Source organism: Rhabdaerophilum calidifontis (assembly GCF_008641065.1).
GTDB classification, from domain to species: domain Bacteria; phylum Pseudomonadota; class Alphaproteobacteria; order Rhizobiales; family Beijerinckiaceae; genus Rhabdaerophilum; species Rhabdaerophilum calidifontis.
Genome location: NZ_VTRS01000004.1, coordinates 88,667 through 105,888 on the forward strand (window position 1 = coordinate 88,667; position 17,222 = coordinate 105,888).

General features: G+C 67.4%; 12 protein-coding genes. 9 read left to right on the forward strand and 3 right to left on the reverse strand.

Annotated features, from left to right (window positions below; translation table 11 throughout):
* Positions 1 to 8 precede the first annotated feature (8 nt).
* Positions 9 to 1,895: a type VI secretion system Vgr family protein gene (locus FWJ24_RS08585; protein WP_150287404.1), complete on the reverse strand. Its 1,887-nt coding sequence runs from the start codon at positions 1,893 to 1,895 to the stop codon at positions 9 to 11.
* A 367-nt stretch (positions 1,896 to 2,262) separates the two neighbouring features.
* On the opposite strand from FWJ24_RS08585, the gene FWJ24_RS08590 reads away from it, so the two are divergent.
* The 9 genes from FWJ24_RS08590 to tssH all read left to right on the forward strand — a co-directional run bounded on the left by FWJ24_RS08590 (position 2,263) and on the right by tssH (position 13,273).
* The gene (locus FWJ24_RS08590) at positions 2,263 to 2,823 is read left to right on the forward strand and encodes an OmpA family protein (protein WP_150287405.1); all 561 of its coding nucleotides are present in this window, start codon (positions 2,263 to 2,265) and stop codon (positions 2,821 to 2,823) included.
* A 29-nt stretch (positions 2,824 to 2,852) separates the two neighbouring features.
* Positions 2,853 to 4,208: a type VI secretion system ImpA family N-terminal domain-containing protein gene (locus FWJ24_RS08595; RefSeq protein WP_150287406.1), complete on the forward strand. Its 1,356-nt coding sequence runs from the start codon at positions 2,853 to 2,855 to the stop codon at positions 4,206 to 4,208.
* Positions 4,209 to 4,281: 73 nt separating this feature from the next.
* Complete coding sequence (gene tssB / locus FWJ24_RS08600; protein WP_150287407.1) at positions 4,282 to 4,806, forward strand: type VI secretion system contractile sheath small subunit; 525 nt, start codon at positions 4,282 to 4,284, stop codon at positions 4,804 to 4,806.
* 43 nt (positions 4,807 to 4,849) lie between these two features.
* A complete protein-coding gene (tssC, locus tag FWJ24_RS08605; RefSeq protein WP_150287408.1) occupies positions 4,850 to 6,340 on the forward strand; it encodes a type VI secretion system contractile sheath large subunit in 1,491 nt (496 codons plus the stop codon).
* Positions 6,341 to 6,432: 92 nt separating this feature from the next.
* On the forward strand, positions 6,433 to 6,909 hold the full coding sequence (locus FWJ24_RS08610; RefSeq protein WP_150287409.1) for an Hcp family type VI secretion system effector: 477 nt from the start codon (positions 6,433 to 6,435) through the stop codon (positions 6,907 to 6,909).
* Positions 6,910 to 7,020: 111 nt separating this feature from the next.
* Positions 7,021 to 7,578, forward strand: a complete 558-nt coding sequence (gene tssE, locus FWJ24_RS08615; protein WP_150287410.1) for a type VI secretion system baseplate subunit TssE — start codon at positions 7,021 to 7,023, stop codon at positions 7,576 to 7,578.
* Positions 7,579 to 7,581: 3 nt separating this feature from the next.
* Positions 7,582 to 9,540 carry a type VI secretion system baseplate subunit TssF gene (tssF, locus tag FWJ24_RS08620; RefSeq protein ID WP_150287411.1) on the forward strand — a complete coding sequence of 653 codons (1,959 nt, stop codon included), beginning with the start codon at positions 7,582 to 7,584 and terminating at the stop codon, positions 9,538 to 9,540.
* On the forward strand, positions 9,537 to 10,628 hold the full coding sequence (tssG, locus tag FWJ24_RS08625) for a type VI secretion system baseplate subunit TssG (RefSeq protein WP_246155621.1): 1,092 nt from the start codon (positions 9,537 to 9,539) through the stop codon (positions 10,626 to 10,628). Before tssF ends, tssG begins: the two co-directional genes overlap by 4 nt.
* On the forward strand, positions 10,625 to 13,273 hold the full coding sequence (tssH, locus tag FWJ24_RS08630; RefSeq protein WP_150287412.1) for a type VI secretion system ATPase TssH: 2,649 nt from the start codon (positions 10,625 to 10,627) through the stop codon (positions 13,271 to 13,273). Before tssG ends, tssH begins: the two co-directional genes overlap by 4 nt.
* Before the next feature lie 11 nt (positions 13,274 to 13,284).
* Here the strand turns inward: tssH and FWJ24_RS08635 are convergent, their stop codons facing one another.
* Positions 13,285 to 14,283 (reverse strand): ferritin family protein, encoded by a 999-nt coding sequence (locus tag FWJ24_RS08635; protein ID WP_150287413.1) that lies wholly within the window; start codon positions 14,281 to 14,283, stop codon positions 13,285 to 13,287.
* A 110-nt stretch (positions 14,284 to 14,393) separates the two neighbouring features.
* Positions 14,394 to 17,117: a DNA mismatch repair protein MutS gene (gene mutS, locus FWJ24_RS08640; protein ID WP_150287414.1), complete on the reverse strand. Its 2,724-nt coding sequence runs from the start codon at positions 17,115 to 17,117 to the stop codon at positions 14,394 to 14,396.
* Between the last annotated feature and the right edge of the window lie 105 nt (positions 17,118 to 17,222).

Sequence of the window (17,222 nt, forward strand, 5' to 3'; positions counted from 1 at the left end):
GGCGGACCTCAATTGATCTTCACGAGCGCGCCGCTCAGCGAGAGCAGGCCCGAACCGGTGATGCTCGTCATCGGCGCGCTGGCGGAGATCGTCGCCGTGCCGTTGAGCGTGATCATCGGGGAATCGATCGCGATGCTGGCCGGCGTCATGGTGATCTTGCTCTGCCCGCACTGGATCGTGATCATCATCCCGGCGGTGATGGTGATGCGTTCGGTGACATCGACGCTCTGGCTCGCGCCGATCCTGACCTTCTGATCGCCGGTCTCGACCGTCAGTTCGTCGTCGCCCTTCTTGACGACGCGCTTGTGCGAGGTCCTGCCGCGCGGCACCGCGAATTCGCTCGCGATTTCCCATTCCGCGGAATTCTTGATCTTGACCTCGAGATCCTTCTCGCCGTGCATGCGGATCTTTTCCTGGTCGGTCTTGTCCTCGAAGATCAGCTCGTTATAGCCGTTGTCGTTCTTCGAGGAGCGCGATTTCACGCCCGAGATGGTCTTGTTCTCCGGCAATGCGAAGGGCGGCGCATTGTTGCCGTTATAGACCGTGCCGGTGACGAGCGGATAATCCGGATCACCCTCGACGAACTCGACGACGACCTCCATCCCGATGCGGGGAATGACGATGCCGCCCCAGGCATTGCCGGCCCAGCTCTGCGCGACGCGGACGCGGCGCGAGGGCTTCTTGTCCCGGTCCCAGTGGAACTGGACGAGGATGCGGCCATGCTCGTCGACATCGATCTCCTCGCCCTCCTTGCCGACGACCTTCGCCGTCTGGAGCCCGGCGATAAGCGGCTTCACCGTGCGCGCCGGCGCGCGGTAGGGTCGATCCACCGGCTGGAACAGGTAGCGGCCCTCGTAGCCCGGCGTGGTCTCGAGGGTAGCGCGCGAGGAATAGGCATCGCCCTGCACGGCGTGCTGGCAGGAGACGATGAGATATTGCCCGTTCTCGCCGGAGGCATCGAGATCGGTCACATCGACAAGACCGCCGGGGGCGATCGAGGGGGCATCGCCCCAGCCCTCCCGGCGGAAATCGAAGCTCTGCATGGCCTCGACCTGGATCTTCGCGAATTTCTCGCCGAGACCGCGCTCGGTGTAATCGGCGTGATAATCGTAATGCTCCAGCGAGGCGCGCGAATAGCCGCCGGGCTTCGCGGCCTCGGCAAGCAGCTGGGCGTTGGGCTTGAGGTAATCGTAATCGTTGAGGCTGACCTTGCCGGTCTCGAAGCGGCGCGTGGGCTTCCAGCCGGCGAGATATTGCTCTTCCCGGAAGCTGCGCTCGTGCGAATGCCGCATCGGCACGCGCGGCAGCCCCGCCAGCGGCTGGTGGGAGGAGCGCCCGTCGGCAAGTACGAGGTCGTGCTTGTCCTGCTTGTGCTCGAAAAAGAAGTAGATCCCGTAACGCTCCATAAGCCGGCGAACGAAATGAAGGTTGGTCTCGCGATATTGCACGCAATACTCGATCGGATCGTAGCTCTCGCTGGTGCGGAAGACGTAATCCGAGAACCCGCCTTCCGAAAAGACCTGCTTGAGGATGTCGATGACATTCATCTCCTTGAAGAACCGGCAATTCTGCTGATAGTTCAGCAAAGCGAGCCAGGGTTCGAGATGAAGCCGGTAATGATGCAGCCCCTCGGTCTTGCCGAGCCATTCCGCACCGGTCAGCACGCCGTTGAAATGCCGCTCGACGCTCCCATGCGTGCGATAGGTGACGCAGCAATTGCGGCCGAGCGCGCGGTCGAAATCGAGCCCCGCCTCGCTGCTGACGGCCTCGATCGAGAAGTTGAACAGATCGCTCAGCCCCTCGCGCGCGTCGAGCCGCAGGAAGCTCAGAACATCCTTGCCGAAGGGTGTCTCGAGCCGGGCGGGCCGGTCGTCTTGCTTGGGGGCGCGGGCCATGGCGTTCCTCGGAAAATCCTGCCGCGCCGGGCCGGCCGCGACGGACCCGACTATTCCCCCAAACGGGCCGCGACGGAAGTGTGGTTTGTCACAGGCAGGACGCCGGTTTCGGTATTGGATGGCGCCGTGATCGTCTCGCGGCCGATCCGCCCGGCACCGTTCGCGGCGCATGGCGACAGCTCCCGCGGGGCGGCTGGATTTACGCGCATGGCCGGGCCGGCCCGATGCCCGGCCGCCTGCCGCGCGTTCGTGGATAGAAGGAGGATCGACGATGCCGACCGACCACGCCGCAAACGTGCCTTTCGTTGACGCACCAAGGGGATTGCGTCATCCTCGCCCGCAAAACAACAATCCCAGGAGCGCCCAGATGAACCGCGTGAGATGTTGTTTGATGGCGCTCGCGCTGATCGCCGTGCCGGCCGCCGCCCAGACCAGGGGCAAGCCGGCCTATTCCGCCGATGATATCGTCAAGACCTTCTCCGGCGAGGCCCTCGGCACGCCGCGCGGGCTCGGCGACCAGCGCGCGGTCTGCGTCGGCACCGAGGCCGATTGCCGCAAGAACGCGGCGGCGCCGAGCATCGCCGAGACCCACCGGCCGAGCTTCGACCTGATGATTCAGTTCGGACTCGATTCCGACCGGCTGACCGACGCCGCCCGGCGCAATCTCGACGAGTTCGCCGCCGCCCTGCGCGATCCGCGCCTGAAGAGCCGGACCTTCGCGGTCGAGGGCCACACCGATGCCCGCGGCTCCGACAGCCACAACATGGATCTGTCGCGGCGTCGGGCCGAGGCGGTGGTCCGCTATCTCGAATCGCGCGGCATCGAACGCGAGCGCGTGCTGCCGCAGGCCTTCGGCAGTACGCGGCCGCGCGCGGGCGACCCGCTCGACGCAACCAATCGCCGGGTCGAAACCCGTCTCGCGCAATAGCGCGCGCCGGTCGCGGAAGGGCTCGGAAGATGAGTACGATCAGGTTTTCCGAGCTCGCGACGGCGCTTCCCCGCCAGGAGGATTGCGGCCCGGATCTCGACGCCGCGGGGGATGACGACCATCTCGGCTTCCTCGCGCGTGTCGAGGGCGTGCTGCCCGCCTCCTTCGCGGAGTTCGACCGCAGCGCGGTCGATTTCGCGGCCGAATACGCGGCCGCCGGCGCGCTGCTGGATCGCGCGGCCGACCTGCGGGTGCTCGTTCTGCTCGCCAAGCTCCTGATCCTCGACCGCCGGCTCGAGGATTTCGCCGGGGTGATGGAGGCGATCGCGATGCTCCTCGCCCGTCATTGGGAGCGCGTGCATCCGGCGGGAGATATCGAGTTCCGACGCGGCGTGCTGATGGCGCTCGACGACAGGCCGCATACGGTGATGCCGCTGCAGGCCGTGCCGCTGTTCGAATCGCGCAATCTCGGCCGGGTCTCCTATCGCAGCCATCTCATCGCCACCGGCGCGGCGCAGCCGCGCGAGACCGAGAGCAGCTACACGGCCGGCACCGTCGCCGCCGCGCTCGAACGCGCCGAGGACGAGGAGATCGCCGGCGCCCATGCCGCCCTGACGCGGATCCACGCCGCGCTCGGCGGGATCGCCGGCGCCTTCGGCACGGCGCTCGGCGCGGGCAAGGAACTCCAGCTCCCCAATCTGCGCGCGCTGGTCGAGGGCCAGCTCGCCTGGCTCGGCAGCGAGCTGGTGCGCAGAACCCCCGCCGCGATTCCGGAACCCGCGGCAGGCGTAAGCGGGCAGGACGGGGCGATCGCCGAGCCTCCGCCCGCGATCGATAGCCACGCGGCCGCACGGGCGGCGCTCGACCGGATCGCCGGCTATTTCCGCCGCAAGGAACCGTCCTCGCCGGCCCTGCTGCTGATCCGCCAGAGCCGCCAGCTTGCCGATGTCTCCTTCATCGAGGCGCTGCGGACGCTGATGCCGGATTCCTTCCCGAGCGCGACGATCCGCATCGGGCGGGGCAGCGGCTTCGCGATCCCGATGGAACGGCTCGGCGAATTGCCCGACGAGGTCGAATCCCCGGCGGACGAGGCCGGGGAGGCGCCAGATTTCGCCGAAGCCGGGGATGCAGCCGAAGCGGCGATGAAGGCGCCCGGTCCTGTGCCGGAACGCACAGAGGGTCCGCGCCGGCTGCCGCAGGTTGCCACGCAGCGGGAGGCGGTCGAGTTGATCACCCAGGTCGCGGGGTTCTACCGCGCCCGTGAGCCCTCGAGCCCGCTTCCCCTGCTCCTCGACCGGGCCAGCGCGCTCGTGGGGCGCGATTTCCTCGCGGTGCTCGAGGAGATGCTGCCCCCGGCGCATCTGCGCCCGCCCGAAGACAATTGAACCGGGCTACCCGCGCGCCGGGCGCCTGAAAAACGACGGCCTGACACGAAGACAAGACAGAAGGAATGAAACCATGAGCGACAGCGGACAGAAATTCATCCGGCGCAACCGCAAGCCGCGCGTCCATATCACCTACGAGGATCCGTACAACGCCGAGAAGCTCGTCGAGCTGCCCTTCATCATGGGCGTTCTGGCGGATCTTTCCGGCAATGCCTCGAAGGTCGAGAAGCCCGAGATCGCGCAACGCAAGTTCCTCGATATCGACATGGACAATTTCGAGAAGCGGATGGCGGCGATCGCGCCGGCGCTGAATTTCCGCGTCGAGAACAAGCTCGGCGGCGAGGAGGGCAGCAAGCTCGGCGTCGAACTCGAATTCAAGTCGATGGACGATTTCAAGCCGACCGTCGTCGCGCGCCAGATCCCTGCGGTGGCGAAGCTCCTGGAGGCGCGCGAACAGCTCAAGAACCTCCAGCGCTACATGGACGGCAAGGTCAATGCCGAGAACAAGCTCAAGGAGCTGCTCGCCGATCCGCATCTGATGCAGGCGCTGCGCGACCGCGCCGCCAAAGCCGACGAGGGCGAGGGCGGCGCCGGCTGAGCTCCGCCCGACCCGCCCGCTGCCATTGCCGAAAGGGACGATCATGGCCACCGAAATGCAGAAAGACGCCGCCGGCGCCGCCGAGACACGGGATGTCGAGGAATTCGCCACCCTACTCAAGCAGAGCTTCAAGCCGCGCAACGACCGCGCCGCGACCGAGGTCGAGAACGCGGTCGCGACCCTCGTCACCCAGGCACTCGCCGACCAGTCGCTCGTCAAGGGCGACGTGCTCGAGACGCTCGACGAGATGATCGCACGGCTCGACGAGAAACTCTCCGCGCAGATGAACGCGATCATGCACGCGCCGGAATTCCAGCAGCTCGAATCCGCATGGCGCGGGCTGCATTACCTAGTCTTCAATTCCGAAACCGACGCGACATTGAAGATCAAGTTCATGAATGTCGGCAAGACCGAGCTCAACAACAACCTGCGCACCTATCCCGGCGCACGCTGGGACCAGAGCCCGCTCTTCAAGCAGGTCTACGAGCAGGAATTCGGCCAGCTCGGCGGCGAGCCGTTCGGCGCGCTCGTCTGCGACTATTACTTCTCGCACGAGCCGATGGACATCCAGCTCATGCGCAGCCTGACCAAGATCGCTGCCAGCGCGCATTGCCCGCTCTTCGCCGCCGCCAGCCCGACGCTGATGGGCATGGACAGCTGGACGCAACTCTCGGACCCGCGCGATCTCTCGGTGATCTTCGAGACGCCGGATTACGCGGCCTGGAAGAGCCTGCGCGACAGCGAGGATGCGCGCTATCTCGGCCTCTGCCTGCCGCGCGTGCTCGCCCGTCTGCCCTATGGCGCCAAGACCGACCCGGTCGAGGAATTCGGCTTCGAGGAGGAAACCGACGGCCATGACGGCACGAAATACGCCTGGATGAACGCAGCCTACGCGATGGCGGCGAACATCAACCGCGCCTACAAGGAATGGGGCTGGACGACGCGCATCCGCGGCGTCGAATCGGGCGGCGAGGTGATCAACCTGCCGGTCCATACCTTCCCCACCGATGACGGCGGCATCGATCTGAAATGCCCGACCGAGATCGCGATCACCGACCGTCGCGAGGCCGAACTGGCGAAATCCGGCCTCATTCCGCTCATCCATCGCAAGAATTCCGACAAGGCCGCCTTCATCGGCGCGCAATCGGTCTACCGGCCCAAGAAGCGGATGACGGACGAGGCGACCGCCTCGGACAATCTCTCCTCGCGGCTGCCCTACATGTTCGCGGTGTCGCGCTTCGCGCATTACCTCAAATGCATGGTGCGCGACAAAATCGGCTCCACCAAGAACAAGTCCGAACTCCAGCGCTGGCTCAACGACTGGATCCATCTCTATGTCGACGGCGATCCGCTGAACTCGACCGAAGAGACCAAGGCCCGCCGCCCGCTCGCTGCCGCTTCGGTGGAAATCATCGAGAACGAGGAAAATCCCGGCTATTACTACGCGAAATTCATGCTCAGGCCCCATTACCAGCTTGAAGGCATGGATATCGGCCTGAGCCTCGTCTCGCGCCTGCCGGCGAAGACCGGCTAATATAGCCGACAAAATATTATCCCTGTGCGTCCGCACACGGAAACGGGGATCGAAAACAGCGATAAGAATTACGGCTAACACAGGAGGTATCCATGGCCGTAGACATGTTCCTCGAGATCGATGGCATTCAGGGTGAATCCTCGATCAAGCAAAACGCGATCGACATCGAATCCTGGAGTTTCGGCATGGCGCAGACGGGCACGAGCCATGTCGCGACCGGCGCCGGCGCCGGCAAGGTCTCGGTGCAGGACATCCATATCCAGAAGCAGGCCGACAAGGTCTCGCCGACGCTGATGCTCAAGTGCTGCTTGGGCGAGCATATCAAGAAGGGCAAGATCACCTGCCGCAAGGCCGGCGGCAAGCCGCTCGATTATTACGTCGTCGAGATGGAGGATATCCTCATCTCCTCGGTGCAGGTCGTCGGTTCCAACGGCAGCGATCTCGTCAACGAAAGCATCTCGATCAATATCGGCTCCTTCAAGGTCGTCTATACGCCACAGAAGGCCGATGGCTCGGGCGGCGCGCCGGTCGAGGTGGCGTGGGACGTTGCCAAGAACAAGAAGAAATAAGTCGGCTTCACATAAGCCGCTTAGCGCCAGCGGCGGGGGGCATGCTCCCTGCCGCGCCGTTCAACGGAGCCGGCGCACGGCCGGTCCGGACATTGCCAGGCGGGGAGCGTCATGATCAGGAAGACCGCCAGGGAGCGTCTGTCGCCGCCGCTGATCTATGCCTTCCGCTCGGCCCATGCCGCGGGGCATTACCGCAAGGCCACGCCCTCGCCGGATTTCGAGCCGGGTGATGCGCCGAAGCCGGCGCCGGCGCGGAACGTGCTGCGCAGCCCGATCACCGAGCAGGCGCTCCGCGACGAGGTGGCGCGCGACCTCAACGCGCTCGTCAATACGATCAGCCTCGAATCCGCGGTCGACCTCGGTGAATTCAACGCCGTTCGGCGCTCGATCCTCAATTTCGGCATCCGCGACCTCAATTCGCGCTTCGCGGACCAGGCGAGCGACGGCCATCTCGTGCGCGACGTCGCCGAGGCGATCCGTCGTTATGAACCGCGGCTCATCGCCTCATCGATCCGGGTCAATCATGTCGTGCGCGTCGACGAACCGACGCTGACGGTGCGGCTCGAGATCGCCGCCGATCTGTTCTGCGAGCCGGTCAACGTGCCGGTGGTCTTCATCGCCGATATCGATGTCGACAATTGCGACGTCTCCGTCAGCCGGGCGGCCTGAGCGATGAACCGCGAATTTCTCGATCTCTATAATCGCGAATTGCTGCTGCTTTACGAGCAGGCAAAGGAATTCGCTGAGGAATACCCGGAAATCGCGCAACGGCTCGGCGGGCTTGTTGCCGAACGGACCGACCCGATGGTCGCCGGCCTCCTCGAGGGCACCGCCTTCCTCGCCGCGCGCGTGCAATTGAAGATGAAGCACGAATTCCCGGAATTCACGGGAAACCTGCTCGAACAGCTGATGCCGGGTGCGCTGGCACCGACGCCGTCGGCGGTCATGGTGCGCTTCACCCCGAAATTCGGCGATGCCGCGCTCAAGGAAGGCCGCGTCATTCCCCGGCTGAGCATCATCGAGGCCGTGCATGCACAGAAGGACAACCCGGTCGCCTGCCGGTTCCGGCTTTCGAGCAACGTCACGCTCTGGCCGTTCGAGATCAGCAACGCGCGCTATTTCGCGGCGGCGGCGCCGCTCCAGGCGCTGCGGGTGCCGCTGACGGCGGCCGCCACCGCCGGGCTTGTGCTCACGCTGCGCCACCGCAGCGTTGCGAACGCGGCGAACGAGCTGGCGGGCGGCGCAGCGCCTGAGGACGAGAGCGCGCTTGTCTCCACCTGCCGGACCCGCCGCCTGCCGATCCATTTCCTCGGGCCGGAGGCGGATGCGATCGCGCTCCTCGAGCAGATCTTCGCGCGCCGCGTGTCGCTGCATTTCCGCTATCTCGATTCCTTCGGCGACCCGGTGATCCTGCCCGGCGCGGGGGTGGCGATCCGTCCTGTCGGTTTCGGCGAGGACGAAGCCCTGCTGCCCGTCGATCACCGCCTGTTCCGCGGCTTTGACCTGCTGCGCGAATATTTCATCCTGCCGCGCAAGTTCCTCGGCATCGAACTTGCCGGGCTCGAGACCGTGCTGCCGCGGATCCGTGCCGCGCAATTCGAGATCGTGCTCGCCTTCTCCGAAGCCAATGCGCGGCTGCCGGCCTATGCGAAGCCGGAGAACATGGTGCTCTACGCCGCGCCCGCGGTCAACCTGTTCGAGAAGACGACGGATCGCCTGCCGGTGAAGCCGGGCCTGCACGAATACCATGTCGTGCCCGATCGCAGCCGGCCGCTCGATTACGAACCGCACCGCATCCTCGCCGTGCATGCCCACCGGCCAGGCGGCAAGGAGAAGCGCCCGGTGCCGCCGCTCTACGGCGCGGCGCTCGACAACGGCGATCCGGCCGAACTCGCCTACACCTTGCGGCGGCTGCCGCGGCGACGCACCGCCGACGAACGGCGCTATGGCACCGCCTCGGAATATACCGGCACCGAGATGTTCCTGTCGATCTCCACCCCGCTGACGCAGGGCGAGGACCGGGTGATGGAACTCTCGGTGCGCGCGCTGTGTTCGAACCGTCACCTGCCGGAATTGCTGCCGGTCGGTTCCGGAAAGGTGGATTTCCGGCTGCTCGACGACACCGAACTCGCCATTGCCTGCATCGCCGGCCCCACCCCGCCGCGCGAACCGATCGCCGGCCAGAAGCGCGGGCGCGCCGAAACATGGTCGACCGGCTCGACGCTGTGGCGGCTGCTCAACCTTGCGAGCCTCAACCATCTCGGCTTCGCCAGCCACAACGCTGCCGCCGATGCGCGGATGCTGAAGGAGACGCTGCGCCTCTTCGCCGATTCCGCCGACAGTGCCACCGAACGGCGGATCGCCGGGTTGCGCGCCATCACCAGCCAGCCGGTGGTCCGCCGGGTGCAGCGCCGCGAGGGGGCGGGCGTGGCGCGCGGGATCGAGATCGGCGTCACGATCGACGAAGCGGCCTTCGAAGGCTCGGGCATCTTCCTGCTCGGCGCTATCCTCGACGAATTCTTCGCCGAATACGCGCATCTCAACACCTTCACGCAGATGGTGCTGCGCTCCACGAGCCGCGGCGAGGTGATGCGCTTCGCGCCGCGCCTCGGCCGGAGAGCGGTGCTGTGAGCGCGGGCGCGCGCCACAACCGGCCGCCGCCGCTGCCGGCCCCGCTCGCCGCCGCGCTGGAAGCCGCGCCGGAGCAGTTCGATTTCTTCGCGGTGATGCGCGCGCTCGAGGCCGGCAACCCGCAGGCGCCGCGCATCGGCGACAGCGGCGCGCTGCGCGAGGAATATGTCACGCTCGGTCAGGATCCGTTCCTGGTCTTTCCCGCCTCGAACCTCTCGAAAGCCACGGCGGACCGCGCCGGCCGGTTGCGCGTGCTCGTCCGCTTCCTCGGTTTGCTCGGCCCGCAGGGCGCATTGCCGCTGACGACAACCGATGAAGCCCTGACCTATCTTTCGCGCGACGACGAGGCGCTGGCGCGCTTCCTCGATCTGTTCAACAATCGCTTTCTCCAACTCTTCTTCCGGGCCTGGGCCGATGCGCGGCCGATCGCGCAGGCGGACAGGCCGCGCGAGGACCGGTTCCGGGCCTATATCGGCGCCTCGATCGGCCTCGGCTCGCCGCTGGCGGCCGATCTCGATTCGGTGCCCGATGCGGTCAAGCTCCGCTTCGCGGGGCTGATGGGCGCGCAGGCCAAGAGCGCGACGCGGCTTGCCGCCCTGCTCACGGGCGTGTTCGGCACACGCTGCGAGATCGAGGAATTCGTCGGAAGCTGGCTGCTGCTGCCTTTCGGGGAACGGAGCCGGCTCGGCGGGGAGAATGCCGCGCTCGGCGGCGCGCTGATGCTCGGCGAGCGGATGTTCAGCGTCGCCGACAAGTTCCGCATCCGCATCCATGCCGCGACGCTCGCCGAATACGAAACCTACCTGCCGACAGGGCCGCGCGCCGAGCACCTGAGCGACCTCGTGACCTTCCATCTCGGCGAGGCGCTCGATTGGGATGTCGAGCTCGCTTTGCCCGCCCGCGAGGCAAAACCGATGGTGCTCGGCCGGACCGGCCGGCTGGGCTGGACGTCGTGGATGGCACCGGACTGGTCGATCAGCGGCGATACGATCCGGCGCGATGCACGTTTCCATGTTCACATGCGGGTCAGGCAGGCCCGCGCGGCGCGCGAGGCGCGCGAATCCGCCAGCGAGGGAGCCCGGGCATGACCGATATCAGCCTTGAGAATGTTGCCGGCAAATTGAATCGTGTCGGCTATGATGCCTTCCTTCAGGCCATGCGGCTCGCGAAATCGGCCGGGAACCGCCATGTCGAGCTGGCGCATTGGCTCTTTCCGCTGCTCCAGGCGGAGGGAACGGACATTCCGGTTATCGCCGACCATTTCAAGCTCGACCGCGCAAAGCTGCTCGCCGATTGCCAGAACGTCATCGCCGGCTTCCGTCGCAACGAGAGCGAGATGCCGGGCGTATCGAACACGATCGTCGACCTGCTCGATCGCGGCTGGCATTACGCGACGCTGTTCTTCGGCGAGGTGCAGATCCGCTCCGGGCATCTGCTGCTCGCGGCGTTGAAATCACCGGAATTGCGGCGGGCGTTGCTGGCCGTGTCACCGGAATTCCAGAAGATCAATACCGACACCTTCGCCGCCGAGCATCGGCGATTGCTCGCGCGCTCCGCCGAGGAGGCGATGCGGCCGATGGACGGCGCCGGGATCACCCCAGAGCCGGGCGCGGGGGCGAAGGGCACCACGGCGCTGGACCGCTTCAGCCAGGACCTGACGGCCAGGGCGCGGGCCGGCGGCATGGATCCGGTTCTCGGACGGGATGACGAGATCCGGCAGATCATCGACGTGCTGCTGCGCCGGCGCCAGAACAACCCGATCCTCACCGGCGAGGCCGGCGTCGGGAAGACCGCCGTGGTCGAGGGGCTCGCGCAGCGGATCGTGGCCGGGGACGTGCCTCCGGCCTTGCGCGACGTGCGGCTCTGCGCGCTCGATGTCGGGCTGATGCAGGCGGGCGCCTCGATGAAGGGCGAGTTCGAGCAGCGGCTGCGCTCGGTGATCGACGAGGTGCAGGCCTCGCCCATTCCGGTGATCCTCTTCATCGACGAGGCGCATACCTTGATCGGCGCGGGCGGCGCGGCCGGCACCGGCGATGCCGCCAACCTGCTCAAGCCGCCGCTGGCGCGCGGCACGCTGCGCACCATCGCCGCGACGACCTGGTCGGAATACCGGCAATATATCGAGAAGGACCCGGCGCTGACGCGGCGCTTCCAGCCGGTGCAGATCGACGAGCCGGATGCGCAGCGCTGCTGCGACATGCTGCGCGGCATCCTGAAGCCGATGGAGGCGCATCACGGCGTGCGCATCGCCGATGCCGCGATCACGGCCGCGGTGATGCTCTCGCAGCGCTATATCCCCGCCCGGCAATTGCCCGACAAGGCCGTGAGCCTGCTCGACACGGCCTGCGCGCGGGTCGCGATCAGCCAGAGCACGATCCCCGCCGGCATCGAGGAGCTGCGCGCCGCCCTCGCCGCCCGCGCCAAGGAGCGCGCTGCGCTCGTCAAGGATGCGGAACTCGGCGCCGACAATGCCCGGCGCATCGCCGAAATCGAGGCCGAGACCGAGAGGCTGGCCGCGGCCCTCGCGGCGCGCGAGGCGGACCATGCGCGGGAAAAGGCGCTGATCGACGAGATCCTGGCGCTGCGCGGCAGGCTCGGCGAGGCGATTTCCGATACCGAAGCCGCCCAGCGCGAGGCGGTGATGCAATCCCTGCGTGCCAAGGCGCGGGAACTCGATGCGCTGGCGCCCGAGAGCCGGATGATCTTCCCGCATGTCGACGCGGACACGGTCGCCGCCATCGTCTCGGACTGGACGGGGATCCCGGTCGGGCGGATGGTCAAGGACGAGATCGAGGCGGTGCTCACGCTGCCGGACATGCTCAACCGTCGCGTCGTCGGGCAGAACCACGGTCTTGCGATGATCGCGAAGCGGATCGAGACCAGCCGCGCCAAGCTCGACAACCCTTCCAAGCCGATCGGCGTCTTCATGCTCTGCGGGCCCTCCGGCGTCGGCAAGACCGAAACCGCACTCGCGCTGGCCGAGGCGCTCTACGGTGGCGAGCAGAATATCATCACCATCAACATGAGCGAGTTCCAGGAGGCGCATACCGTCTCCACGCTCAAGGGCGCCCCGCCCGGCTATGTCGGCTATGGCGAGGGCGGACGGCTGACGGAAGCCGTGCGCCGCAAGCCCTATTCCGTGGTGCTGCTCGACGAGGTGGAGAAGGCGCATCCGGACGTACACGAGATCTTCTTCCAGGTCTTCGACAAGGGCATGATGGAGGACGGGACCGGACGGCGGATCGATTTCCGCAACACGCTGATCATCCTCACCTCGAATGTCGGCACCGAGCGGCTGATGCATCTCGCGGCGAAGGAGGAATTCCGCTCCGACCCGGAGAAGCTCGCCGCCGCGCTCAAGCCGGATCTCCTGGAGGTATTCCCGCCGGCCCTGCTCGGGCGCATCGTGACGATTCCCTATTTCCCGCTCTCGCCGGAGATGCTTGGCGGCATCGTCCGGCTCCAGCTCGGCCGGATAGAGAAGCGGATCCGCGAGAACCACGGCGCGGCCTTCACCTATGACGCGGCGGTGGTCGAGAAGATCGTCGGGCTGTGCAACGATCCCGCCAGCGGCGGACGCATGGTCGACAACATTCTGACCAACGCCATCCTGCCGGAGATGTCGCGGCGCATCCTCGGACTTCAGGTCGAGCGGAAGGCGCTGGAGCGCATCCATGTCGGGGTGGAGGACGGCGTCTTCACCTTCCTCGCGACCGGAAGCGATGCCGGCTGAACAGGCCGCGCTCAGGCGCTGCCGATGAAGATGCCGGCGAGCAGGACCATCGTGCCGCCGACCACGACCTGGAACACCGAGCGCAGGAACGGCGTTTCCATATAATGCGTGCGGATCCAGGCGATCGCCACGAGTTCTGCCGCGACGATCAGCGCCGCCGTCAGTGTCGCGATGTGGAAGGCGTTTGGCCAGGAATCCGGCACGAGATAGGGCAGCGTGTGGCCGAGCCCACCGAGCATGGTCATCAGCCCGCAGACGAGGCCCCGCAGCCAGGGCGCGCCGCGCCCGGAAATGATGCCGTCATCGCTCATCGCCTCGGTGATGCCCATCGAGATCCCGGCCCCGACGGAGGCGGCGAGCCCGACAAGGAAGGTCTCCTTGTTCGATTGCGTCGCGAAGGCCGCCGCGAAGAGTGGTGCCAGCGTCGAAACCGAGCCGTCGATCAACCCCGCGAGCCCCGGCTGGACATAGGTGAGCACGATGCGGCGATGGCGCGCCGTGCTTTCTGCATCGCGCGCAGCCTCGGTGAGATGCTCCGCCTCCAGCCGTCCGGCCCGCTCCTCGTGGCCGCGCTCGGCCTCGGCGAGATGGTTGAACAGCGCGCGAAGCCGGGCATCGCGGGAGCGTGCCGCCGCCGCGGCATAGAAGGTCTCCGCGCGGCGCTCGCGGGCCGTGGCTTCGGACCGCATCCGCTCCGGCTGCGCCAGGACCGCGCCGGGAGGCGGCGCCGGCATGCGCGGCAGACCCCGGATCTCCTCGGTGCGGATCGGCGGCAGGATGTCGCCGAAACGCTCGCGATAGAGCGCGAGCAAGGAATCGCGATGCGCGCGCTCCTCCGCGGCCATGGCGGCGAAAAACCCGGCCGAGGCGGGATAGGAGCCGGCGCAGGCATCCGCAAAATCCTGGTAGCGGCGCGCATCGTCCTCCTCGCTGAAAACGGCCAGGGCAATCAGTTCCCGTTCGGTCAGATCGTCGATCGACCGGCGGCGGAACGGGAGAATCGCGGACATGGGCATGGCAGGACCGGCGCATGATTTAGAATAAATCTAAACTAGGCGCTCAAATCCCCCGCCGCAAGAGGCCGCGTCGCATGATTGCCGGCCGCGGCCATGCGTCGCGCTCAGGTCGCCGGGTCCGCCAGAGCCTTGAGGCGGTAGAGCGCGTCGAGTGCCTCGCGCGGGGTCATCTCGTCCGGCCGGATCGCGTCGAGCGCGGCGCGCAAAGCGTCCGGGGCGGGCGGTGGCTGGACGGCACGAAACAGCGGCAGGTCATCCACGAGCCGCGTCACGGGGGCGGCGCGATCCGCCTTCTCCAGTTCGGCGAGGATGGCGCCTGCGCGGCGGATGACGCCCGGCGGCAGCCCGGCCAGCTTCGCGACCTGGATGCCGTAGGAGCGGTCGGCAGCCCCGGGAACCACCTCGTGCAGGAAGACGACATCGCCCTTGTAGGTGGCGACCTTCATCGTCACCGGATGCAGGCGCCCGAGCTTCGCCGAAAGGGCGGTGAGTTCATGGAAATGCGTCGCGAACAGCGCCCGGCAGCGGTTGACATCATGCAGGTGCTCGATCGCCGCCCAGGCGATCGACAGTCCGTCATAGGTCGCGGTGCCGCGGCCGATCTCGTCGAGGATCACCAGCGCCCGCGGGCCGGCCTGATTGAGGATCGCCGCGGTCTCGACCATCTCGACCATGAAGGTCGAACGTCCGCGCGCGAGGTCGTCCGCCGCGCCGACGCGGCTGAACAGGCGATCGACGATGCCGATCCGCGCCCGCCGCGCCGGAACGAAGGCGCCCATCTGCGCGAGAATGGCGATCAGCGCATTCTGGCGGAGATAGGTCGATTTGCCGGCCATGTTGGCGCCCGTCACCAGCAGGATCCGCCCGGCGCCGCCCGGATCCTCGGGCGAAAGATCGCAGGGATTGGCGATGAAGGCGCTGCCGCCCCGCTGCATCGCGCGCTCGACGACCGGATGACGCCCCTCCTCGATCGCGAAGGTGGCATCCTCGGTGATTTCCGGACGCGTCCAGCCGCCGCGATCGGCGATCTCGGCGAGACCGGCGAGGACATCAAGCGTCGCGAGCGCCTCGGCGCCGGCGCGGATCGCAGCGTCGGCGGCCGCGATTTCGGCGGCGAAGGCGGCGAAATGGTCGAGTTCCCGCTGCAAGGCACGCCCCGAAGCCTCGCCGATCCGATGTTCGAGCGCGGAGAGTTCGGCGGTCGAGAAGCGCATCGCCCCGGCCATGGTCTGGCGGTGGACGAAGGTCGCGGCGAGCGGCGGGCGCAGCATCGCCTCGCCGACCGCCTGCGGCACCTCGACGAAATAGCCGAGCTGGTTGTTGTGCTTGATCCGCAGCCCGCGCGCGCCGGTCTCCTCGGCGTAGCGCGTCTGGAGCCCGGCAATCACCGCGCGGGAATTGTCGCGCAGCGCGTGCAACTCGTCGAGAACGGCATCGAAACCGGGGCGGATGAAGCCGCCATCCCGCTTCTGGAGCGGCACATCCTCCCGCAGCGCCGCGAGCAGGCCGGCTCCGAGCGCCGCCGGCGCCGCGAGCAGCGCATGGCCCAGCCGCGCGAGCATTTCCGGAAGATCGGGGCGTGCTGTGAGGCGGGCGGCGATCCCCTCGCACTCGACCAGCGCCTGACCGATCGCGATCAGGTCGCGGGGGCCGGCCCGATCGAGTGCGAGGCGTGCGAGCGACCGCGGCATGTCCGGGCAGCGCCGGAGCCGCTGCCGAAGATCGCGGCGGGCCTCGCCATCCGCGACCAGCGCCGAGACCGCGTCATGCCGGGCCCGGATCGCGCCGGGATCGGTCAGCGGGCCGGCCAGCCATTGCGCGAGCAGGCGTCCGCCGCCGGGGCTCACCGTCTCGTCGATGGTCGCGAGCAGGCTCCCCTCGCGCGCGCCGCCGAGCGTGCGCACCAGTTCGAGATTGGCGCGCGTCGCGGCGTCGATGGCCATGGTCGCCGAACGGGCGATGCGACGCGGCGGCATCAGCGGCGGACGGGCCTGAAGCTGGGTCCGTTCGAGATAGACGATGATCGCGGCGAGCGCGGCGATTTCGGGGCGGCTGAATGTGCCGAAGCCGGCCAGCGTCGCGACCCCGTAATAGGCAGCGACACGGCTCTCGCCGCTCGCCGGGTCGAAGCCCTCGCGCGGAAGCCGCGTGACGGCGGCGCGCGGATCGTTCAGCAGCCCGGAAAGCGCCGGATCTTCGCGGAGTGCATCCGGAACCAGCAATTCGCTCGGATCAAGCCGGTCGATCTCGCCGGCAAGGTCGGCGGCGTCCACCAAGGCGAGCCGGCATTCGCCTGTCGAGATGTCGACGGCAGCCAGGGCGTAATCATGGCTGCCGCCCTCGGCCTTCTGTCGCGCCAGCGCGACGAGCATGTTGGCGCGGCGCGCGTCAAGCAGCCCCTCCTCGGTGATGGTGCCGGGGGTGACGATGCGGACGACATCGCGCCTCACCACGGCCTTGGCGCCGCGCTTGCGCGCCTCGGCCGGGTCTTCGAGCTGCTCGCACACCGCCACGCGATGCCCGGCGGCGATGAGGCGCTGGAGATATTCGTCGGCGCGAACGACCGGCACCCCGCACATCGGGATATCCTGCCCGGCATGCCGGCCACGCTTCGTGAGCACGATGCCGAGGGTCCGCGCGGCGATCTCGGCATCGGCGAAGAACAATTCGTAGAAATCGCCCATCCGGTAGAACAGCAGGCAATCCGGGTTTGCGGCCTTGATCTCGATATATTGCGCCATCGAGGGCGTTGCCCGCGCCGCTTCGTTGTGCACGGGCGACGGCGCCTCGTAAGGCTCCTGCGGCGGATCAAAGGCGGGGTCGCGCATCAGGCGTTCGGCTTCCGGAATGATCCGGTCGAGTTACCACGCCGCCGGCGCGATTCCGAATCCGGCGCCGGATTTTGCCTCGGTCGCGGCTTGAGCATTGGGGAC